The 18,121-nt window shown below is 62.9% G+C and carries 17 protein-coding genes; 10 read left to right on the top strand and 7 right to left on the bottom strand.

The genetic code is table 11. The features are described 5' to 3' along the window. Positions 1-88: 88 nt before the first annotated feature. The gene (gene serA, locus ACW9H9_RS05305) at positions 89-1,318 is read right to left on the bottom strand and encodes a phosphoglycerate dehydrogenase (protein ID WP_457342106.1); all 1,230 of its coding nucleotides are present in this window, start codon (positions 1,316-1,318) and stop codon (positions 89-91) included. 366 nt (positions 1,319-1,684) lie between these two features. Between serA and ACW9H9_RS05300 the strand changes: the two genes are divergently transcribed. The 4 genes from ACW9H9_RS05300 to ACW9H9_RS05285 all read left to right on the top strand — a co-directional run bounded on the left by ACW9H9_RS05300 (position 1,685) and on the right by ACW9H9_RS05285 (position 5,831). Continuing rightward, a complete protein-coding gene (locus ACW9H9_RS05300; RefSeq protein ID WP_457342105.1) occupies positions 1,685-3,079 on the top strand; it encodes an FAD-binding oxidoreductase in 1,395 nt (464 codons plus the stop codon). A gap of 26 nt (positions 3,080-3,105) precedes the next feature. Continuing rightward, the gene (locus tag ACW9H9_RS05295) at positions 3,106-3,771 is read left to right on the top strand and encodes a fumarylacetoacetate hydrolase family protein (protein ID WP_457342104.1); all 666 of its coding nucleotides are present in this window, start codon (positions 3,106-3,108) and stop codon (positions 3,769-3,771) included. 129 nt (positions 3,772-3,900) lie between these two features. Further along, the gene (locus tag ACW9H9_RS05290; RefSeq protein WP_457342103.1) at positions 3,901-4,818 is read left to right on the top strand and encodes an SdiA-regulated domain-containing protein; all 918 of its coding nucleotides are present in this window, start codon (positions 3,901-3,903) and stop codon (positions 4,816-4,818) included. A gap of 128 nt (positions 4,819-4,946) precedes the next feature. Next, positions 4,947-5,831 (top strand): SdiA-regulated domain-containing protein, encoded by an 885-nt coding sequence (locus ACW9H9_RS05285; RefSeq protein WP_457342167.1) that lies wholly within the window; start codon positions 4,947-4,949, stop codon positions 5,829-5,831. A gap of 46 nt (positions 5,832-5,877) precedes the next feature. Here the strand turns inward: ACW9H9_RS05285 and rpiA are convergent, their stop codons facing one another. Further along, on the bottom strand, positions 5,878-6,549 hold the full coding sequence (rpiA, locus tag ACW9H9_RS05280) for a ribose-5-phosphate isomerase RpiA (RefSeq protein ID WP_457342102.1): 672 nt from the start codon (positions 6,547-6,549) through the stop codon (positions 5,878-5,880). A 138-nt stretch (positions 6,550-6,687) separates the two neighbouring features. On the opposite strand from rpiA, the gene ilvA reads away from it, so the two are divergent. Further along, the gene (gene ilvA, locus ACW9H9_RS05275; RefSeq protein WP_457342101.1) at positions 6,688-8,202 is read left to right on the top strand and encodes a threonine ammonia-lyase, biosynthetic; all 1,515 of its coding nucleotides are present in this window, start codon (positions 6,688-6,690) and stop codon (positions 8,200-8,202) included. 40 nt (positions 8,203-8,242) lie between these two features. Continuing rightward, positions 8,243-8,656, top strand: a complete 414-nt coding sequence (locus tag ACW9H9_RS05270) for a DUF2269 family protein (protein WP_457342100.1) — start codon at positions 8,243-8,245, stop codon at positions 8,654-8,656. A 53-nt stretch (positions 8,657-8,709) separates the two neighbouring features. Here ACW9H9_RS05270 and ACW9H9_RS05265 read toward each other — a convergent pair whose 3' ends face one another. Then, positions 8,710-9,366, bottom strand: a complete 657-nt coding sequence (locus ACW9H9_RS05265; RefSeq protein WP_457342099.1) for a histidinol-phosphatase — start codon at positions 9,364-9,366, stop codon at positions 8,710-8,712. Between the two features lie 143 nt (positions 9,367-9,509). Here ACW9H9_RS05265 and ACW9H9_RS05260 point away from each other — a divergent pair, with 143 nt between their 5' ends. Together ACW9H9_RS05260 and ptsP are read left to right on the top strand one after the other, a co-directional pair. After that, the gene (locus ACW9H9_RS05260; protein WP_124402548.1) at positions 9,510-9,989 is read left to right on the top strand and encodes an RNA pyrophosphohydrolase; all 480 of its coding nucleotides are present in this window, start codon (positions 9,510-9,512) and stop codon (positions 9,987-9,989) included. Between the two features lie 22 nt (positions 9,990-10,011). Further along, on the top strand, positions 10,012-12,291 hold the full coding sequence (gene ptsP, locus ACW9H9_RS05255) for a phosphoenolpyruvate--protein phosphotransferase (RefSeq protein ID WP_457342098.1): 2,280 nt from the start codon (positions 10,012-10,014) through the stop codon (positions 12,289-12,291). A 47-nt stretch (positions 12,292-12,338) separates the two neighbouring features. Here the strand turns inward: ptsP and ACW9H9_RS05250 are convergent, their stop codons facing one another. After that, the gene (locus ACW9H9_RS05250; protein WP_457342097.1) at positions 12,339-13,085 is read right to left on the bottom strand and encodes an NRDE family protein; all 747 of its coding nucleotides are present in this window, start codon (positions 13,083-13,085) and stop codon (positions 12,339-12,341) included. Positions 13,086-13,314: 229 nt separating this feature from the next. Here ACW9H9_RS05250 and lgt point away from each other — a divergent pair, with 229 nt between their 5' ends. Together lgt and ACW9H9_RS05240 are read left to right on the top strand one after the other, a co-directional pair. Next, positions 13,315-14,127: a prolipoprotein diacylglyceryl transferase gene (gene lgt / locus ACW9H9_RS05245; protein ID WP_457342096.1), complete on the top strand. Its 813-nt coding sequence runs from the start codon at positions 13,315-13,317 to the stop codon at positions 14,125-14,127. A gap of 51 nt (positions 14,128-14,178) precedes the next feature. Then, positions 14,179-15,012 (top strand): thymidylate synthase, encoded by an 834-nt coding sequence (locus ACW9H9_RS05240; RefSeq protein WP_457342095.1) that lies wholly within the window; start codon positions 14,179-14,181, stop codon positions 15,010-15,012. Positions 15,013-15,053: 41 nt separating this feature from the next. On the opposite strand, the gene ACW9H9_RS05235 is transcribed toward ACW9H9_RS05240, so the two are convergent. From ACW9H9_RS05235 to ACW9H9_RS05225, 3 genes are read right to left on the bottom strand one after another with little or no spacing between them, the layout of a single operon-like run. Further along, entirely contained in the window at positions 15,054-15,815 is a 762-nt protein-coding gene (locus ACW9H9_RS05235) for an SDR family NAD(P)-dependent oxidoreductase (RefSeq protein WP_457342094.1), read from the bottom strand. Between the two features lie 12 nt (positions 15,816-15,827). Continuing rightward, positions 15,828-16,793, bottom strand: coding sequence for a C-terminal binding protein (locus ACW9H9_RS05230; protein WP_457342093.1), 966 nt, complete (start codon positions 16,791-16,793; stop codon positions 15,828-15,830). Next, positions 16,790-17,932 (bottom strand): fumarylacetoacetate hydrolase family protein, encoded by a 1,143-nt coding sequence (locus ACW9H9_RS05225; RefSeq protein WP_457342092.1) that lies wholly within the window; start codon positions 17,930-17,932, stop codon positions 16,790-16,792. Before ACW9H9_RS05225 ends, ACW9H9_RS05230 begins: the two co-directional genes overlap by 4 nt. Between the last annotated feature and the right edge of the window lie 189 nt (positions 17,933-18,121).

Here is an 18,121-nt window from a genome sequence, read left to right as displayed (position 1 = left end):
CTAGCGACAAAAAAACGGGAGCCCTGGCGGGGCTCCCGTTTTTTTTGCTGCCAGCTTCAGGCTTCAGATAGCCCTTGCCGCTGCCCGCTTAAAACAACACGCGGCTGCGGATGGTGCCATTGATGTGCTGCAGCTTTTCTTGCGCCAGGTCCGAGTACTCGGCATCGACGTCGATGACCACGTAGCCGACCTTCTCGTTGGTCTGCAGGAACTGACCGGAGATGTTGATGCCGTTTTCGGCGAAGACCTTGTTGATCTCGCTCATCACACCCGGGATGTTTTCGTGGATGTGCAGCAGGCGGTGCTTGCCAGGGTGAGCGGGCAGCGCCACTTCCGGGAAGTTGACCGAGGACACCGACGTACCGTTGTCGCTGTACTTGACCAGCTTTTCGGCCACTTCCAGGCCGATGTTGGCTTGGGCTTCAGCGGTGGAGCCGCCGATGTGCGGGGTCAGGATCACGTTGTCCAGGCCACGCAGCGGGCTTTCGAAGATGTCGTCGTTGGAGCGTGGCTCCACCGGGAACACGTCGATGGCGGCGCCGATCAGGTGCTTGTCCTTGATCGCGTCGGCCAGGGCGTCCAGATCGACCACGGTGCCGCGCGCGGCGTTGATCAGGATGCCGCCTTTCTTGATGGCGCGGATTTCCTTCTCGCCGATCATCCACTGGGTTTCAGCGGTTTCCGGTACGTGCAGGGTGACGATGTCGGACATGCCCAGCAGGTCGGTCAGGCTGGCCACTTGAGTGGCGTTGCCCAGCGGCAGCTTGGTCAGGGTGTCGTAGAAGAACACCTGCATGCCCAGGCCTTCGGCCAGTACCGACAGTTGGGTGCCGATCGAGCCGTAGCCGATGATGCCCAGCTTCTTGCCGCGAATCTCGAAGGAGTTCGCCGCGCTCTTGATCCAGCCGCCACGGTGGCAGGAGGCGTTCTTCTCGGGAATGCCGCGCAGCAGCAGGATGGCCTCGGCCAGCACCAGTTCCGCCACGGAACGGGTGTTGGAGTACGGTGCGTTGAACACCGCGATGCCGCGCTCGCGGGCGGCGTTGAGGTCGACCTGGTTGGTGCCGATGCAGAAGCAACCCACGGCTACCAGCTTCTTGGCGTGCTCGAAGATCTCTTCGGTCAGCTGGGTGCGGGAGCGAATGCCGATAAAATGCGCGTCAGCGATCTTTTCCTTGAGCTGGGCTTCCGGCAGAGAACTGGTGATGTACTCAATGCTGGTGTACCCGGCGGCCTTCAGAACGTCGACGGCCGAGGGGTGGACGCCTTCCAGAAGAAGGAACTTGATCTTGCTCTTATCGAGAGAAGTCTTGCTCATCTGCTTAAACCTGTATCCCAAAGAAAAATGGCAGGGAATCGAGCAGCTGGATGTGCCGTGATTCACCCGGAGTGTTTCGGTTTGGCGGCGTCCGTTGCCGTCATGCTGCGTTGCCGCTCCTCCCCATAGCCTGCTATGAGTCGTCGCGGCGCCAGGCCTGACGAAAACAGCCACGCGTCCAACAAAAACGTGTGGGCGAATCATGATGCAGAGCTGACCCGGACGGCAGGAAAGCCGTCACCGCAGAAACGCCCTTGGGCTCTGTCCTGCGGGGGCGGTATGCTAGCATACGCGCCCCGCTAAACACTCATACCTGCGACGTGAAGCGTTCTCAGGGTGACCATGAATTGTTCGAGAGTTCCGTCGATGACCCATCCTGCCCTGATTGATGAGCTGAAGACCCTGGTTGAGCCTGGAAAAGTGCTGACCGATGCAGACTCCCTGGAAGCTTTTGGCAAGGATTGGACCAAACACTTCGCCCCGGCGCCTATCGCCATCGTGTTTCCCAAGACCACCGAGCAGGTGCAGGCCATTGTCCGTTGGGCCAATGAACACGCGGTGGCGCTGGTGCCGTCCGGCGGTCGCACGGGCCTGTCGGCCGCGGCGGTGGCGGCCAATGGCGAAGTGGTCGTGTCGTTCGACTATATGAACCAGATCCTCGACGTGAACCTCACCGACCGTACGGCCGTGTGCCAGCCAGGGGTGGTCACCAAGCAGTTGCAGAACGTCGCCGAAGAACACGGCCTGTATTATCCGGTGGACTTCGCGTCGTCCGGCTCCAGCCAGATTGGCGGCAATATCGGCACCAATGCCGGCGGGATCAAGGTCATTCGCTACGGCATGACCCGCAACTGGGTGGCGGGCATGAAAGTGGTCACCGGCAAGGGCGATGTGCTGGAACTCAACCGCGACCTGATCAAGAACGCCACCGGCTACGACATGCGCCAGCTGTTCATCGGCGCCGAAGGCACCCTGGGTTTTGTGGTGGAAGCCACCATGCGCCTGGACCGGGCGCCGAAAAACCTCACCGCCATGGTGCTGGGCACTGCCGATTTCGACGCGATCATGCCGGTGTTGCACGCGTTTCAGGGCAAGCTCGACCTTACAGCCTTCGAGTTCTTTTCTGACAAGGCCCTGGCCAAAGTCCTCGCCCGTGGCGACGTCCCGGCGCCGTTCGAGTCCGAGTGCCCGTTCTACGCGCTGCTGGAATTTGAAGCCACCACCGAAGAAGTCGCCAACCACGCCCTGGAAACCTTCGAGCACTGCGTGGAGCAGGGCTGGGTGCTGGACGGCGTGATGAGCCAGAGCGAAACCCAGCTGCACAACCTGTGGAAGCTGCGCGAGTACATCTCCGAAACCATTTCCCACTGGACGCCGTACAAAAACGACATTTCGGTCACCGTGTCGAAAGTCCCGGCGTTCCTCAAGGAAATCGACACGATCGTCGGTGAGCACTACCCCGACTTCGAAATCGTCTGGTTTGGCCACATCGGCGACGGCAACCTGCACCTCAACATCCTCAAGCCCGAGAACCTGAGCAAGGACGAGTTCTTCGCCAAGTGCGCCACGGTGAACAAGTGGGTGTTTGAGACCGTCGAGAAGTACAACGGCTCGATCTCCGCCGAACACGGCGTGGGCATGACCAAGCGCGATTACCTGACCTACAGCCGTTCCCCGGTTGAAATCGAATACATGAAGGCAGTCAAGGCGGTGTTCGACCCGAACGGGATCATGAACCCGGGCAAGATCTTCGCTGTTTAACCAGTCCCTGAAGCAGGAGTCGTTTCATGAGCTACCAGCACAAGTATGTCGACGGCACCAACATCCACTTTCCCCTGGGCAAAGTGGTGTGTATCGGGCGTAACTACGCCGAACACGCCAAGGAGCTGGATAACCCGGTGCCTTCCGAGCCGCTGCTGTTTATCAAGCCGGGCAGTTGCGTGGTGCCGCTGGAAGGCGGTTTCAGCATCCCGACCGATCGCGGTTCGGTGCACTACGAGGCAGAAATCGCCGTGTTGATCGGCAAGCCCCTGTCGGCCAAGCCCAGCCGCGAAGAAGTGCTGGACGCCATCTCCGGCTTCGCCCCGGCGCTGGACCTGACCCTGCGCGACAAACAGGCCGAGCTCAAGGCCAAGGGCTTGCCGTGGGAGATCGCCAAGTCGTTCGATGGCGCGGCGGTGATCGCCCCGTTCGTGGTGGGCAGCACCTTCCCGGACGTGACCGACATCGGCATCCGCCTGACCATCAACGGCGAAGTGCGCCAGGATGGCAACAGCGCGATCATGCTCAACCCGATCATCCCGATGATCCAGCACATGGCTGGCTGCTTCTCGCTGCAGGCCGGTGACGTGATCCTCACCGGCACGCCCGTGGGCGTCGGCCCGCTGAACGTGGGTGACGAACTGGTGCTGGAATTGCCCGGTGTGAGCCGCTTCGAAAGCGTCGTGCGCTAAGCCTCGGCACGGAGGGAGTGGGCTTGCCCGCTCCCTCACGGGGTGTGTAAAGGCCTTGAAGCCCTGGTTTTGCATTTTTTTCACACCCTATCCGGATAATTCGCGGCCTGACTTTCCGGAATGCGTTCAATGGCCCAGCCTCGTCCCTCTGCAAAACCCGTCCTGTTCATGCGCTGGTACGCCTGGCTGTTGCTGATCGGCGTGATCCTCTACGCGCTGGCGTGGGCGATGCATTGGGATGACCGGGGTCTGCTGTGGCTTGAAGAGCGCTTTGAAACCCCGGTGCAGCGCCAGGCAAGCATCTGGCTGCCGGACTATCACGCCGTCATCGACGCCAAGCCGCTGCCCGGCATGGAAAAGGACGAAGCCTCGGACGTGGCCTACAACCCGCAGACCCGCACCCTGTTCTCGGTGATGGGCAAAAACCCGTTCCTGGTGGAACTGACCCTGCAGGGCGACGTGTTGCGCAAAATGCCGCTTCACGGCTGGAACAACGCCGAAGGCCTCACGGTGATGGAAAACGGTGTGATCGGCATCGTGGACGAGCGCATGCACACCCTCTCGCTGGTAACAGTGGACGCCAACACCCAGCAACTGAATTTTGCCGACTTCCCCCACTACGACCTCGGCCCGTCCAAAAACCAGAACAAAGCCTTTGAAGGCATTGTGTGGGACAAGCGCAACCAGCAACTGATCCTCGGCGAGGAGCGCCCACCGGCGTTGTTCACCTGGAAAAGCGACGGCAGCCAGGTGCTGAGCGGCGACAAGGTCAAGCAGCCGAGCACCGAGCTGGACATGCGCAACCTGTCGGCCCTGGCCATCGACCCGCGCACCGGCCACATGCTGGTGCTGTCAGCCGACTCGCACTTGTTGCTGGAGCTGGATGAAAAAGGCGAGCAAGTCAGCTTCATGACGTTGCTCGGCGGCTTCAATGGCCTGAAAAACACCATCCCTCGCGCCGAAGGCGTGACGATGGATGAGGCGGGCACGGTGTACATGGTCAGCGAACCCAACCTGTTCTACCGCTTCGAAAAGCCCCGGCAATAGGCCCGATTGCGTCGGATTTGGCTCTGTCTGCGGCATCCACCCCCACGGAGCACGGCGTTTAAGTTTAAATTCAGAACACCGTGGTATTCATTCGCCCGTTCTGACCTTGAGCCTGCCCGATGCGCTGACTGTTGCTGCTGTTACTACTCCTTGCCCTGGTGGCCGCGGGCGCGGTCGCCCAGCAGTTTCGCCTGTTCGAGCGCGCCTGGTTCAACTGGCAGACCTGGCGCCACCCGGCCGATGAACGCTCGATTGGCCTGGGGGCCTACCGCGTGACGGTAGAAGCGCAGGTGATCGACGGCCTCAACGATGATGTGTCGGCGCTGACCTTCGACCCGGTGCGCAACAGCCTGTTTACCGTGACCAATAAAAATGCCGAGCTGATCGAGCTGTCGCTGGCGGGCAAGATCCTGCGGCGCATCCCGCTGATCGGGTTTGGCGATGCGGAGGCGGTGGAGTTCATCAGCGACGACACCTATGTGATCACCGATGAAAGCCAGCAGCGCCTGATCAAAGTCCATGTGGACGACGACACCCGCTACCTGGACGCCGCCGACGCCGAGCAAATGACCCTGGGCGTGCACCTGGGCGGCAATCAGGGGTTTGAAGGGCTGGCGTACGACTCGGTGGGCAAGCGCCTGTTCGTCGCCAAGGAAAAGAACCCGATGCTGATCTACGAGGTGCACGGTTTTCCCCATTTCAAGGCAGAAAAAACCTACTCGGTCCACGTGATCAACAACCCCAAGCGCGACGCCGGGTTGTTTGTGCGGGATTTGTCGAGCCTGCAATACGACGAGCGCAGCGGCCACTTGCTGGCGCTGTCCCACGAGTCGTTTCTGGTGTTGGAGCTGGACATCGACGGTCGGCCGCTGAGCAGTCTGTCACTGCTCAAGGGCCGCCATGGCCTGGGCCAGCGAGTGCCCCAGGCCGAAGGCATCGCCATGGACGATGCGGGCACGCTGTACATGGTCAGCGAGCCGAACCTGTTCTACGTCTTCAAGAAAGCCCCGTGACACTGCGCTCGCAGGCCCGCGGGCTTCCACAACACGTGTAACGCACTCAGGCCTTGAGGGTTTTCACGCCCTCAGCCGTGCCCAGCAGCAGCACGTCCGCTGGCCGCGCCGCGAACAGGCCGTTGGTCACCACGCCGACGATCGCGTTGATCTGCGCTTCGAGCTCCACCGGGTGGCTGATCTGCATATTGAACACATCCAGGATGATGTTGCCGTTGTCGGTCAGCACGCCTTCGCGGTACACCGGGTCGCCGCCCAGTTTCACCAGCTCGCGGGCCACGTGGCTGCGGGCCATGGGGATGACTTCGACCGGCAGCGGGAACGCGCCGAGCACCGGCACCAGCTTGCTGGCGTCGGCAATGCAGATAAAGGTCTTGGCCACGGCCGCGACGATTTTCTCGCGGGTCAGGGCCGCGCCGCCGCCTTTGATCAGGTTCAGGTGCGCGTCGCTTTCGTCGGCGCCGTCGACGTAGAACTCCAGGTCGCTCACGGTGTTGAGCTCATACACCGGGATGCCGTGGCCCTTGAGGCGCGCGGCGGTGGCTTCGGAGCTGGCCACGGCGCCGTCGAAGGCGCCCTTGTGCCGGGCCAGGGCGTCGATAAAGCAGTTGGCAGTGGAGCCGGTGCCGACACCGACGATGCTCTTGTCGTCGAGTTTGGGGAGGATTAAATCGACGGCGGCCTGGGCCACTGCCTGTTTGAGTTGATCCTGGGTCATGCGGGCTCCGGAACGGGCGGGGAGTTATCGAGGGCGGCGAGTATACCCCAACAAAACCTCGGGATTCGTGTGGTCGCCCGGCCAAAAGGCGGGTTAGACTCCCGAGCCCTGCCCAATCTGCAAAGTAGATGCCCGCCGATGCTCGAACACTACGTCCAAAAGATCCTCACCTCGCGCGTCTATGACGTTGCCGTCGAAACCCCGCTGCAGACCGCCCGCCAGCTTTCCGAGCGGCTGGGCAACCAGGTCTGGCTCAAGCGCGAAGATTTGCAGCCGGTGTTCTCGTTCAAGATTCGCGGCGCCTACAACAAGCTCACCCAGCTGAGCGACGAAGAGCGCGCCCGTGGCGTGGTCACGGCCTCAGCGGGCAATCATGCACAGGGCCTGGCCCTGGCGGCCAAGGTGCTGAGGGTCAAGGCCACTATCGTGATGCCCAAGACCACCCCCGAGATCAAGGTCGAAGGCGTGCGTTCCCGGGGCGGCAAAGTGGTGCTGCATGGCGACTCGTTCCCCGAAGCGCTGGCGTATTCGCTCAAGCTGGTCGACGAAAAAGGCTACGTCTACATCCACCCCTATGATGACCCACACACCATTGCCGGGCAGGGCACCGTGGCGATGGAGATTCTGCGTCAGCACCCGGGGCCGCTGGACGCGATTTTTGTGCCGGTGGGCGGCGGCGGGCTGATCGCCGGTATCGCGGCGTACGTGAAATACCTGCGGCCCGAGATCAAGATCATCGGGGTCGAGCCGGACGACTCCAACTGCCTGCAAGCGGCCATGGCGGCGGGCGAGCGCGTGGTGTTGCCCAGCGTGGGCATCTTTGCCGACGGCGTGGCGGTGGCGCAGATCGGCCAGCACACCTTTGATATCTGCAAAGACTATGTGGACGAGGTGATCACCGTCAGCACCGATGAAATCTGTGCGGCGATCAAGGACATCTACGACGACACTCGTTCCATCACCGAGCCTGCGGGCGCGCTGGGCGTGGCGGGCATCAAGAAATACGTGGAAACCCGTGGCGTCACCGGGCAGACCCTGGTGGCCATCGACTCCGGCGCCAACGTCAACTTCGACCGCCTGCGCCATGTGGCCGAGCGCGCCGAGCTGGGCGAGGGCCGCGAAGCCATCATCGCCGTGACCATCCCCGAGAAGCCGGGCAGCTTCAAGGCGTTCTGCGAGGCCGTGGGCAAGCGCCAGATCACCGAATTCAACTACCGCTATCACTCGGGCCGCGAGGCGCACATTTTTGTCGGCGTGCAGACCCACCCCGACAACGACCCGCGCAGCAGCCTGATCGACAGCCTCGAACGCCAAGGTTTCCCGGTGCTGGACCTGACCGAAAACGAGCTGGCCAAGCTGCACATCCGCCACATGGTGGGCGGGCATGCGGCGAAGGTCAGCGACGAAGTGGTGTTTCGCTTCGAGTTCCCCGAGCGTCCGGGCGCGCTGTTCAACTTTCTCAACAAGCTGGGCGGGCGCTGGAACATCTCGATGTTCCACTACCGCAACCACGGCGCGGCCGACGGGCGTGTGGTGGCCGGGCTGCAAGTGCCCGCCGACGAGCGTCACCTGGTGCCGGCGGCGCTGGAGCAAATCGGCTACCCATATTGGGATGAAAGTGAAAACCCGGCCTACCAGTTGTTCCTGGGTTGAACGACTACGCTGAGTAAGCCGCCTTCAAGGAATCGACCCTATGGAAACGCTGACCACCCTTAAAGTCCTCCACGTCATGGCCATGGCCCTGGTGCTGATCAGCGGCCTGGCCCTGGCCGTGCTGGCCTGGCACAAACGCAGCACCGGGCCTGCCTCTACCGTGCACCGCCCGTGGGTGTTTGTGTGGGGCTTGATGGGCATGTGCCTGGTCAGCTTGCCATTCACCGGCTGGTGGCTGGTGCATTTGCTCGGCTGGCCGCTGGGCGCCACCTGGATTCTGGGCTCCAGCATCCTCTATACCGTGGCGGCGCTGGCGTGGTTCTGGCTGGTGGTGCGGCTCAACCGGCTGCGGGTGGGCGGGGCGGGGAACCTGAATTTCACCCTGGCACTGGCGGTGATCAGCCTGGTGGGGTTTGTGGCGATTGCCGGGTTGATGGGCGCCCGGCCCGTTTAAGGCGTGAACACGGGCGGGCCTCATCGCAGGCCCGCCCGCTCCCGCGCTTGCAATCAGCCGCGCAGGCTAATCACCGGCCAGCCACGCTTCTGGGCCTCGGCCTGCAGGTTGGGGTCCGGGTCCACCGCCACGGGGTGGGTCACCTGCTCCAGCAGCGGCAGATCGTTCATCGAGTCGCTATAAAAGTAGCTGTCTTGCAGGCTGTACCCGGTTTCTTCCAGCCAACGGTTCAGGCGCGTCACCTTGCCTTCACGAAAGCACGGTACATCGGTGCTGCGCCCGGTGTAGCGGCCATTGTCCATTTCACATTCGGTGGCGATCAGGGTTTCGACCCCCAGGCGCTCGGCAATCGGCGCGGTCACAAAACGGTTGGTGGCGGTGATGATCACCAGCTTGTCGCCGGCCGCCCGGTGCTTGGCCAGCAGCTCCACGGCCTGGGGCAGCATCAGCGGTTCGATGCAGTCGCGCATGAAATCGCGGTGCCATTCGTCGAGTTGGGCCATTTCGGTGCGGCCCAGGATTTCCAGGCTGAAGTTAAGGTAGGCCGCGTTGTCCAGCTGACCGGCCAGGTAATCCTGGTAGAAGGCGTCGTTGCGGGCTTTGTAGGCCACCGGGTCGAGAATCCGGCGTTCACACAGGTAATCGCCCCAGGCATGGTCGCTGTCGCCGCCAAGAAGGGTGTTGTCCAAGTCGAATAAAGCCAGGCGCATTGCGGTTACTCGCTGAAAAGTCTGTAAAAAGGCGTCCAGAATACGGTCTTTTCACAAGACTGCACATAAGCTAAGCAGCCTCGTTGCCGCTGCAACAAGCTTTGTGGAACAATGCGGCGACATGCGTTTGCGAGGTTGTTGCCGTGATCGACCCCGATGGTTTCCGTCCCAATGTCGGGATCATTCTTACGAATGATGCCGGCCAGGTGCTATGGGCTCGCCGTATCAACCAAGATGCCTGGCAGTTTCCTCAAGGCGGGATCAACCCCGATGAAAGCCCTGAAGACGCCCTGTACCGCGAGTTGAACGAAGAAGTTGGCCTTGAGCGTGAAGATGTGCAAATTCTCGCCTGTACCCGAGGCTGGTTGCGCTATCGTTTGCCGCAACGCCTGGTGCGTACCCACAGCCAGCCGCTGTGCATCGGCCAGAAGCAGAAATGGTTTCTCCTGCGCCTGATCTCCAACGAGCAGCGGGTGCGGATGGATTTGACCGGTAAACCGGAGTTCGATGGCTGGCGCTGGGTCAGTTATTGGTACCCGTTGGGCCAGGTGGTGACATTCAAGCGCGAGGTTTATCGTCGCGCTCTCAAAGAGCTTGCCCCGCGCCTTTTAGCGCGCGACTGACGACGGAGTTCGACCCCGAGCCATGCTCAATACGCTGCGCAAGATCGTCCAGGAAGTTAACGCCGCCAAGGATCTCAAAGCGGCGTTGGGGATTATTGTGTTGCGCGTCAAGGAAACCATGGGCAGCCAGGTCTGCTCGGTTTACCTGCTCGACCCCGAAACCAACCGTTTTGTGCTGATGGCCACCGAAGGCCTGAACAAGCGGTCCATCGGCAAGGTCAGCATGGCGCCCAATGAGGGGCTGGTGGGTTTGGTGGGCACGCGTGAAGAGCCCCTGAACCTGGAAAACGCCGCCGATCACCCGCGTTATCGCTACTTCGCCGAAACCGGCGAGGAACGCTACGCCTCGTTCCTCGGCGCGCCGATCATTCACCACCGCCGCGTCGTGGGCGTGTTGGTCATCCAGCAAAAAGAGCGTCGCCAGTTCGATGAAGGCGAAGAAGCCTTCCTGGTGACCATGAGCGCGCAGCTCGCAGGCGTTATTGCCCACGCCGAGGCCACCGGCTCCATTCGCGGCCTGGGCCGTGAAGGCAAGGGCATCCAGGAAGCCAAGTTCGTCGGCGTGCCCGGCTCGCCCGGTGCGGCGGTGGGTACGGCGGTGGTCATGCTGCCCCCGGCCGACCTGGATGTGGTGCCGGACAAGACCGTCACCGACATCGACGCCGAGATCAAACTGTTCAAGACCGCCCTCGACGGCGTGCGTAACGACATGCGCAACCTGTCGAACAAGCTGGCCAGCCAGTTGCGCCCCGAAGAGCGGGCCTTGTTCGACGTGTACCAGATGATGCTCGACGACGCGTCCCTGGGCAGCGAAGTCAAAAACGTGATCAAGACCGGCCAATGGGCCCAGGGCGCGCTGCGCCAGGTGGTGACCGATCACGTCAACCGCTTTGAACTGATGGACGACGCCTACCTGCGCGAACGCGCCTCCGACGTGCGCGACCTGGGTCGCCGTCTGCTTGCCTACCTGCAGGAAGACCGCACCACCAACCTGGTCTACCCCGACAACACCATCCTGATCAGTGAAGAACTGACCGCCACCATGCTCGGCGAAGTGCCCGAGGGCAAGCTGGTGGGCCTGGTGTCGGTACTCGGTTCGGGTAACTCCCACGTCGCGATCCTGGCCCGGGCCATGGGCATTCCGACGGTGATGGGCCTGGTGGACCTGCCGTACTCCAAGGTCGACGGCATCGACATGATCGTCGACGGCTACCACGGCGAGGTCTACACCAACCCCAGCGACGTGCTGCGCAAGCAATACGCCGAAGTGGTGGAAGAAGAACGCCAGCTGTCCCAAGGCCTCGACGCCTTGCGCGAACAGCCTTGCGTGACCCCCGATGGCCACCGCGTGCCGCTGCTGGTCAACACCGGCCTGCTGGCGGACGTGGCCCGCGCCCAACAGCGCGGTGCCGAAGGCGTGGGCCTGTACCGCACCGAAGTGCCGTTCATGATCAATCAGCGCTTCCCGAGCGAAAAGGAACAGCTGGCGATTTACCGCGAGCAGCTGTCGGCCTTCCATCCGCTGCCGGTGACCATGCGCAGCCTGGACATCGGCGGCGACAAGTCGCTGTCCTACTTCCCCATCAAGGAAGACAACCCGTTCCTGGGCTGGCGCGGTATCCGCGTGACCCTCGACCATCCGGAAATCTTCCTGGTGCAGACCCGCGCCATGCTCAAGGCCAGCGAAGGCCTGAACAACCTGCGCATCTTGCTGCCGATGATCTCCGGCACCCACGAGCTGGAAGAAGCACTGCACCTGATCCACCGGGCGTGGGGCGAAGTGCGTGACGAAGGCGCCGACGTGCCGATGCCGCCCGTGGGCGTGATGATCGAAATCCCGGCGGCGGTGTACCAGGCCAAGGAACTGGCGCGGCAGGTGGACTTCCTCTCGGTGGGCTCCAACGACCTGACCCAATACCTGCTGGCGGTGGACCGCAACAACCCGCGGGTAGCCGACCTGTACGACTACCTGCACCCGGCGGTGCTGCAAGCCTTGCAGCACGTGGTGCGCGACGCCCATGCCGAAGGCAAGCCGGTGAGCATCTGCGGCGAAATGGCCGGTGACCCGGCGGCAGCGGTGCTGTTGATGGCGATGGGTTTTGACAGCCTGTCGATGAACGCCACCAACTTGCCCAAGGTGAAGTGGATGCTGCGCCAGGTGCACCTGAGCAAGGCCCAGGACCTGTTGAAAGAGCTGATGACCATCGACAACCCGCAGGTGATCCACAGCTCGCTGCAATTGGCGCTGAAAAACCTGGGCCTGGCGCGGATGATCAACCCGGCCTCGGCCAAAACCCTCTAGCCCGCGCCATCCTCTGTGGGGAGGGCGGGCTCGCCCGGTCCTCCCCGCTAAATCCTGAGCTGCACCTCACCCAATTGCCCGCCATGGGGCCCGAAGCTGCGTTCCACCAAGTGGCGTGTGCCATCGGCATTCACGATCAGCGCGGTGCTCGCCCGCGTCCCGTAGCTGGGGCTCTGGATAAACACACTCGACAGCAGGCTTTCCGTGGCCAGCCCCACGCCCGTGTCGGGCAGTTCGGCGAATGGCGCGGTCTGTGGGTCACTCAACAGCTCGAGCAACGCCCGCGGCTGCGGGTCGTCCAGCACCCCGGCGAGCGCCGCCCGGGCATTGAGCAGCTTGGGCCAAGGCGTGTCCAGGCCCGCATTGGAGAGCCCGTACACCCCGGCCGCCAGCCGGGTCGGCGCCGTGTCGTTGGCGTGGTAGTGCCACAGCGCCTCAGGTGTGCCAATCAACAGGTTAAAACCGGCGTACTCAATCGATCGGCTGTTAACGTCGGCCAAATATTCCTCGACCGATTGTGAGCCACTCAAAAAGCGCGCCACCAACTCGCCCCGGGAGCGGCGCCCTGGCGGTTGGTGCGGGTCGCGGATATTGGTCAACGCGGCAAACCGGCCGCTGGTGCTCACGCCAAGCCAGGTGCCACCGGCTTCCTGGTCGCGGCCGGCGTACACGTGCGGCGCATCCGGCCATTGCGCCAAGGGCAGGCTGGGCCGGGCGTAGAACTCGTCGCGGTTGGCCGCCACGATCAGCGGTTGGGCGTGGCCCGGCCGCCAGGCAAAAACAATCAGGCACATCAGGCGATCCCTTTTGTGGTTTTTGCCACTCTACCGACAGAACGGTTTGTAATGCCATTGCATCGAAGTTGGGTCGGGCGCCTCTCATCCGTTAACATGCCGCCGTGGTCGGGCTGGCATGATCCTGCCCTGGTGTTTTTGCCGGGTGCAATTTCTTACTGTAATGCAGGCTTAATCGCGCCCCGGCATGGTCCGATGCGCCATAGCCAATGATTAACGAGGAGTCTTAATGCTGCCTTATCCGCAGATCAATCCGGTGGCCGTCGAAATCGGTCCGCTGAGTATCCATTGGTACGGGTTGATGTACCTGATCGGCATCGGCGGTGCCTGGCTGCTGGCTTCCCGGCGCCTGAACCGTTTCGACCCCACCTGGACCAAGGAAAAGCTCTCCGACATGGTGTTCTGGATGTCGATGGGCGTGATCGTCGGCGGGCGGCTGGGCTACGTGTTGTTTTACGATCTGCCCGCGTACATCGCCCACCCGGCACTGATCCTGGAAGTGTGGAAGGGCGGCATGGCGTTCCACGGCGGGTTTATTGGCGTGATGATCGCGGCCTGGTGGTTTGGCCGACGCAACGGCAAGTCGTTCTTCCAGCTGATGGACTTTGTCGCCCCCTTCGTGCCCATCGGCCTGGGCGCCGGGCGCATTGGCAACTTCATCAATGCTGAGCTCTGGGGCAAGCCCAGTGACGTGCCGTGGGCCATGGTGTTCCCGCCGTTCAGCGACCCGGCGCAACTGCCGCGCCACCCGTCGCAGCTGTACCAGTTCGCCCTGGAAGGGGTGGCGCTGTTTTTGATCCTCTACATCTTCTCGCGCAAGCCGCGCCCGACCATGGCCGTGTCCGGCATGTTTGCGCTGTTCTACGGGATCTTCCGCTTCATCGTCGAATTCGTGCGGGTGCCCGACGCGCAACTGGGCTACCTGGCGTGGGGCTGGGTGACCATGGGTCAGATTTTGAGCCTGCCGATGATTCTTGCTGGCCTGGGCCTGCTGTGGTGGGCTTACAATCGCCCGCAGGGCATCAAGAACGCCGCGCTTTGAATTTGAACGCCTGGGCCTGTGGGCCCGGGCTTCACCGATACAGGTAACGTCATGAAGCAATATCTCGAACTCCTGCAGGATGTGATCACCAACGGCCAGGTCAAGGGCGACCGCACCGGCACCGGCACCCGGGCGGTGTTCGCCCGCCAGTACCGGCACAACCTGGCAGACGGCTTTCCGCTGCTGACGACCAAGAAGCTGCACTTCAAAAGCATCGCCAACGAACTGATCTGGATGTTGAGCGGCAACACCAACGTCAAGTGGCTCAACGAAAACGGCGTGCGCATCTGGGACGAATGGGCCACTGAAGACGGCGACCTCGGCCCCGTCTACGGCGAGCAATGGACCGCCTGGCCGACCAAGGACGGCGGCACCATCAACCAGATCGACTACATGGTCGACACCCTCAAGAACAACCCCAACAGCCGCCGCATCCTGTTCCACGGCTGGAACGTCGAGTACCTGCCCGACGAGTCCAAGAGCCCCCAGGAAAACGCGCGCAACGGCCGCCAGGCCTTGCCGCCGTGCCACTTGCTGTACCAGGCGTTCGTGCATGACGGGCATTTGTCGATGCAACTGTACATCCGCAGTTCCGATGTGTTCCTCGGCCTGCCGTACAACACCGCTGCCCTGGCGCTGCTGACCCACATGCTGGCGCAGCAGTGCGACCTGATCCCCCACGAGATCATCGTCACCACCGGCGACACCCACGCCTACAGCAACCACATGGAACAGATCCAGACCCAGCTGGCGCGCACGCCGAAAAAGCTGCCGACGCTGGTGATCAAGCGCAAGCCTGCGTCGATCTACGACTATAAGTTCGAAGATTTTGAAATCGTCGGGTATGACGCAGACCCAAGCATCAAGGCTGACGTGGCCATCTGAAACACGCTATCGCGGGCTTGCCCGCGATAACGGCCCCCTTTTCAGATGCAGGTGTACCCCGCATCCGCAGTGATGATCGAGCCCGTCAGCAGGCTCGACGCATCCGACGCCAAAAACTGCACCACCGCCGCCACTTCATGGGGTTGGCCCATGCGCCCGCTGGGCGTCAGGTCCAGCCAGCGGTCGATCAGCCCCGGCTGGCTTTCCAGCCCCTGCAGCAAAGGCGTTTCGATGTAGGTCGGCGCCACCGCATTCACCCGTACCCCGCGCTTGGCCCATTCCACCGCCAATGACTTGGTCAGTTGATGCACACCGGCCTTGGACGCGTTGTAGTGGCACTGCGGTTGCGGGGTGTTCACCACCAGGCCCGACATGGAGCCGATGTTGATGATCGAGCCGCGCCCGGCCTCCAGCATCCGCCGCCCGAAACCCCGACAGGTGCGAAACGCGCCGGTCAGGTTGACGGTGATGACCTTGTCCCATTCGGCGTCGCTCATGTGCTCGGCCGCTGTGTTGGTCACGATGCCCGCGTTGCACACCAGGATGTCCAGCGGGGCCAGGGCATTGGCCAGGGCGTCGATGGCGTCGCTGTCGGTCACGTCCAGCACCCCGGCGCGAGCCTTGAAGCCTTTGGCCTTCAGGGCTTGTGCGGTGGCTTCGGCGCGTTCGCGCACAAGGTCGGTGCAGATCACCTCGGCACCGGTTTCGGCCAGTGCCTCGGCGATGGCCGCGCCGATGCCCTGGCCTGCGCCGGTCACCAGGGCGAGCTTGCCGACCAGCGATTGCTTGTCACGGTAAGTCATGGTGGCCGTCTCTCAGGTCAATGGGCAGCGCAGCGCCTCGCCGCGCAGTCCGCGCAGGGCCTCTTCGCTGGCCAGGCGCTGCAAGGCGTCCACCGAGGCGTCGGAGAAAAACGCCGCGTGGGGCGACATCAGCACATGGGGCGCCGTGCGCAGTGGTGCGTCGGCGGGCAAGGGTTCTGTTTCAAACACATCCAGCCCGGCGCCGCTGAGTTGGCCGCTGACCAGCGCGGCGGCCAGTGCGGTTTCATCGATCAGACCGCCGCGCGAGCAGTTGATCAGGATCGCGCCCCGGGGCATGCGGGCGATGGCGGCGGCGTCGATCACATGGCGGGTTTCGGGAGTGAGTGGCACGTGCAGCGACAGCACGTGGGCGGCGGCGATGACTTCATCGCGGGACATGGGCTCGATCCCGGCCGCGCGCGCCTGTTGGTTGGTCACGTAAGGGTCGTAGCCGACCACACTGCAGCCAAACGCGGCCATGCGCGCCGCGTAGGAGCGGGCGATGCGGCCCAGGCCGATCAAGCCGACGGTGGTGTCGCGCAGCGAGCGCACGCCATCGACCATCTGCGCGATCTTCCACTCCCCACGGCGAATGCCTTGGCCGTAGTGGTCCAGCTTGCGGGCCAGGGCCAGGGTCATGGCGGCGGCGTGGTCGGCCACCTCTTCAACCCCGTAGTCCGGCACGTTGCACACCCGCACGCCCAGGGCCTTGGCCGCCGCGAGGTCGACGTTATCCACGCCCACGCCATAACGCACCACCACCGCGCCCGGCGCCATGGCCTGCATCACGCGGTGAGTCATGGGCGCAAAGTTGTTGAGCACCGCCTGCGCGCCGCGCACGGCTTCCAGGGTTTCGTCTTCGCTGCGGCATTGGTGTTCGCTGAACGCGGCGCCCGCCGCGGCGGCGGCGGCCTGTTCATGGCGGGTGTTGCCGAACGCCTGGTCGGTGACCACGAATTTCAAGTGGGCCTGATTCATAGCAGCCCCCGTTTTGCCAGGTTGCGCATCAGGGCGCGGGTGCCGTAGGTCCAGGGCGCGGCCTCGTCGGAATACACCACGGTGTTGCGCAGGGTGCCCAGCAGCGGCGAATGGATTTCCACGATGTCACCGGCCTTGTGGGTAAAGCCGGAGCCTTTTTTCTGGCGGTCCTGGGTGGGCGCGAACATGGTGCCCAAAAACAGCATGAAACCGTCCGGGTACTGGTGCGAGGTGTTGCAGGTCTGCGCCACCAGGTTGGCGGGCTTGCGGCTGATCTCGGCCATGTTCGAGCGGCCGAGCATTTCAAAGCCGTCCAGGCCCGTGACCGACAGGCTCAGCGTGGCGTTTTCCACGTCGGTCAGGGTGAAGTGCTCATCGAACAGGCGAATGAACGGGCCGATCGAGCACGACGCGTTGTTGTCCTTGGCCTTGCCCAGCAGCAGGGCGGAGCGGCCCTCGACGTCGCGCAGGTTCACATCGTTGCCCAGGGTGGCGCCGCGGATGTGGCCCTGGCTGTCCACCGCCAGCACCACTTCGGGTTCGGGGTTGTTCCACTCCGAAATACGGTTGATGCCCACCTGCGCGCCATACCCCACGGCCGCCATGGGCTGGGACTTGGTGAACACCTCGGCGTCAGGGCCGATGCCCACTTCCAGGTATTGCGACCACAAGCCTTCGGCGATCAACGCCGCCTTGATCTCGGCGGCCTTTGCAGAACCTGCCTGGACGTTGGACAGGCTGTCACCGATCAAGGCGCCGATCAGCGCGCGCAGTTCATCGGCGCGGCCCGGGTCACCGGCGGTGCGTTCATCAATCACCCGCTCGACCATACTTCTGGCAAACGTCACGCCGCAGGCTTTCAGGGCCTGGAAGTCGCACGGCGCCAACAGGCAAGGGCGGTCGGCGTGGTAGCCCATCTCACTGGGGTCCAGGATCAGGTCGGCGAGGTCGCCCACCGGCTCGCCGGTCAGGGTGTCGAAGCGCTCGGCAGGCTGGTTGTCGAGAAAGTCCGCCATCGACACCACCGACGGGGTGACGTCAATCAACACGTTGTCACGCAGGATGACAACACACGGGCCTTTGCCGGGAAGCCAGACGCGGCCGACCAGTTTGGCGTTTTTGAGGGAGGTGGGCAGCATGAGGGTGGTTCCTTATTGTTGATATCTAGTAATGCTACGTTTTGATTTTAAGCACGGTCAAGCGGCGCTTGCATGAAAGAAATCGGAATATAAGCGCTGTTTTACTGGGGTTTTCCGTTAATTGCCTGAAAAACAAGGCGAATATTCATTGCCCTGAGCGGCGGCTGATCGGGCTCGTGCAGATCATTT

Source organism: Pseudomonas sp. SDO5215_S409, from assembly GCF_054071325.1.
The sequence above is the reverse complement of the archived record's forward strand: the minus strand, read 5'-3'. Positions and strand labels throughout refer to the sequence as shown.

Bases quoted from the DNA above. Each gene is read 5' to 3' on its own strand.
- serA (WP_457342106.1), bottom strand. From the start codon at position 1,318: ATGAGCAAGACTTCTCTCGATAAGAGCAAGATCAAGTTCCTTCTTCTG.
- ACW9H9_RS05300 (WP_457342105.1), top strand. From the start codon at position 1,685: ATGACCCATCCTGCCCTGATTGATGAGCTGAAGACCCTGGTTGAGCCT.
- ACW9H9_RS05295 (WP_457342104.1), top strand. From the start codon at position 3,106: ATGAGCTACCAGCACAAGTATGTCGACGGCACCAACATCCACTTTCCC.
- ACW9H9_RS05290 (WP_457342103.1), top strand. From the start codon at position 3,901: ATGGCCCAGCCTCGTCCCTCTGCAAAACCCGTCCTGTTCATGCGCTGG.
- rpiA (WP_457342102.1), bottom strand. From the start codon at position 6,549: ATGACCCAGGATCAACTCAAACAGGCAGTGGCCCAGGCCGCCGTCGAT.
- ilvA (WP_457342101.1), top strand. From the start codon at position 6,688: ATGCTCGAACACTACGTCCAAAAGATCCTCACCTCGCGCGTCTATGAC.
- ACW9H9_RS05270 (WP_457342100.1), top strand. From the start codon at position 8,243: ATGGAAACGCTGACCACCCTTAAAGTCCTCCACGTCATGGCCATGGCC.
- ACW9H9_RS05265 (WP_457342099.1), bottom strand. From the start codon at position 9,366: ATGCGCCTGGCTTTATTCGACTTGGACAACACCCTTCTTGGCGGCGAC.
- ptsP (WP_457342098.1), top strand. From the start codon at position 10,012: ATGCTCAATACGCTGCGCAAGATCGTCCAGGAAGTTAACGCCGCCAAG.
- ACW9H9_RS05250 (WP_457342097.1), bottom strand. From the start codon at position 13,085: ATGTGCCTGATTGTTTTTGCCTGGCGGCCGGGCCACGCCCAACCGCTG.
- lgt (WP_457342096.1), top strand. From the start codon at position 13,315: ATGCTGCCTTATCCGCAGATCAATCCGGTGGCCGTCGAAATCGGTCCG.
- ACW9H9_RS05240 (WP_457342095.1), top strand. From the start codon at position 14,179: ATGAAGCAATATCTCGAACTCCTGCAGGATGTGATCACCAACGGCCAG.
- ACW9H9_RS05235 (WP_457342094.1), bottom strand. From the start codon at position 15,815: ATGACTTACCGTGACAAGCAATCGCTGGTCGGCAAGCTCGCCCTGGTG.
- ACW9H9_RS05230 (WP_457342093.1), bottom strand. From the start codon at position 16,793: ATGAATCAGGCCCACTTGAAATTCGTGGTCACCGACCAGGCGTTCGGC.
- ACW9H9_RS05225 (WP_457342092.1), bottom strand. From the start codon at position 17,932: ATGCTGCCCACCTCCCTCAAAAACGCCAAACTGGTCGGCCGCGTCTGG.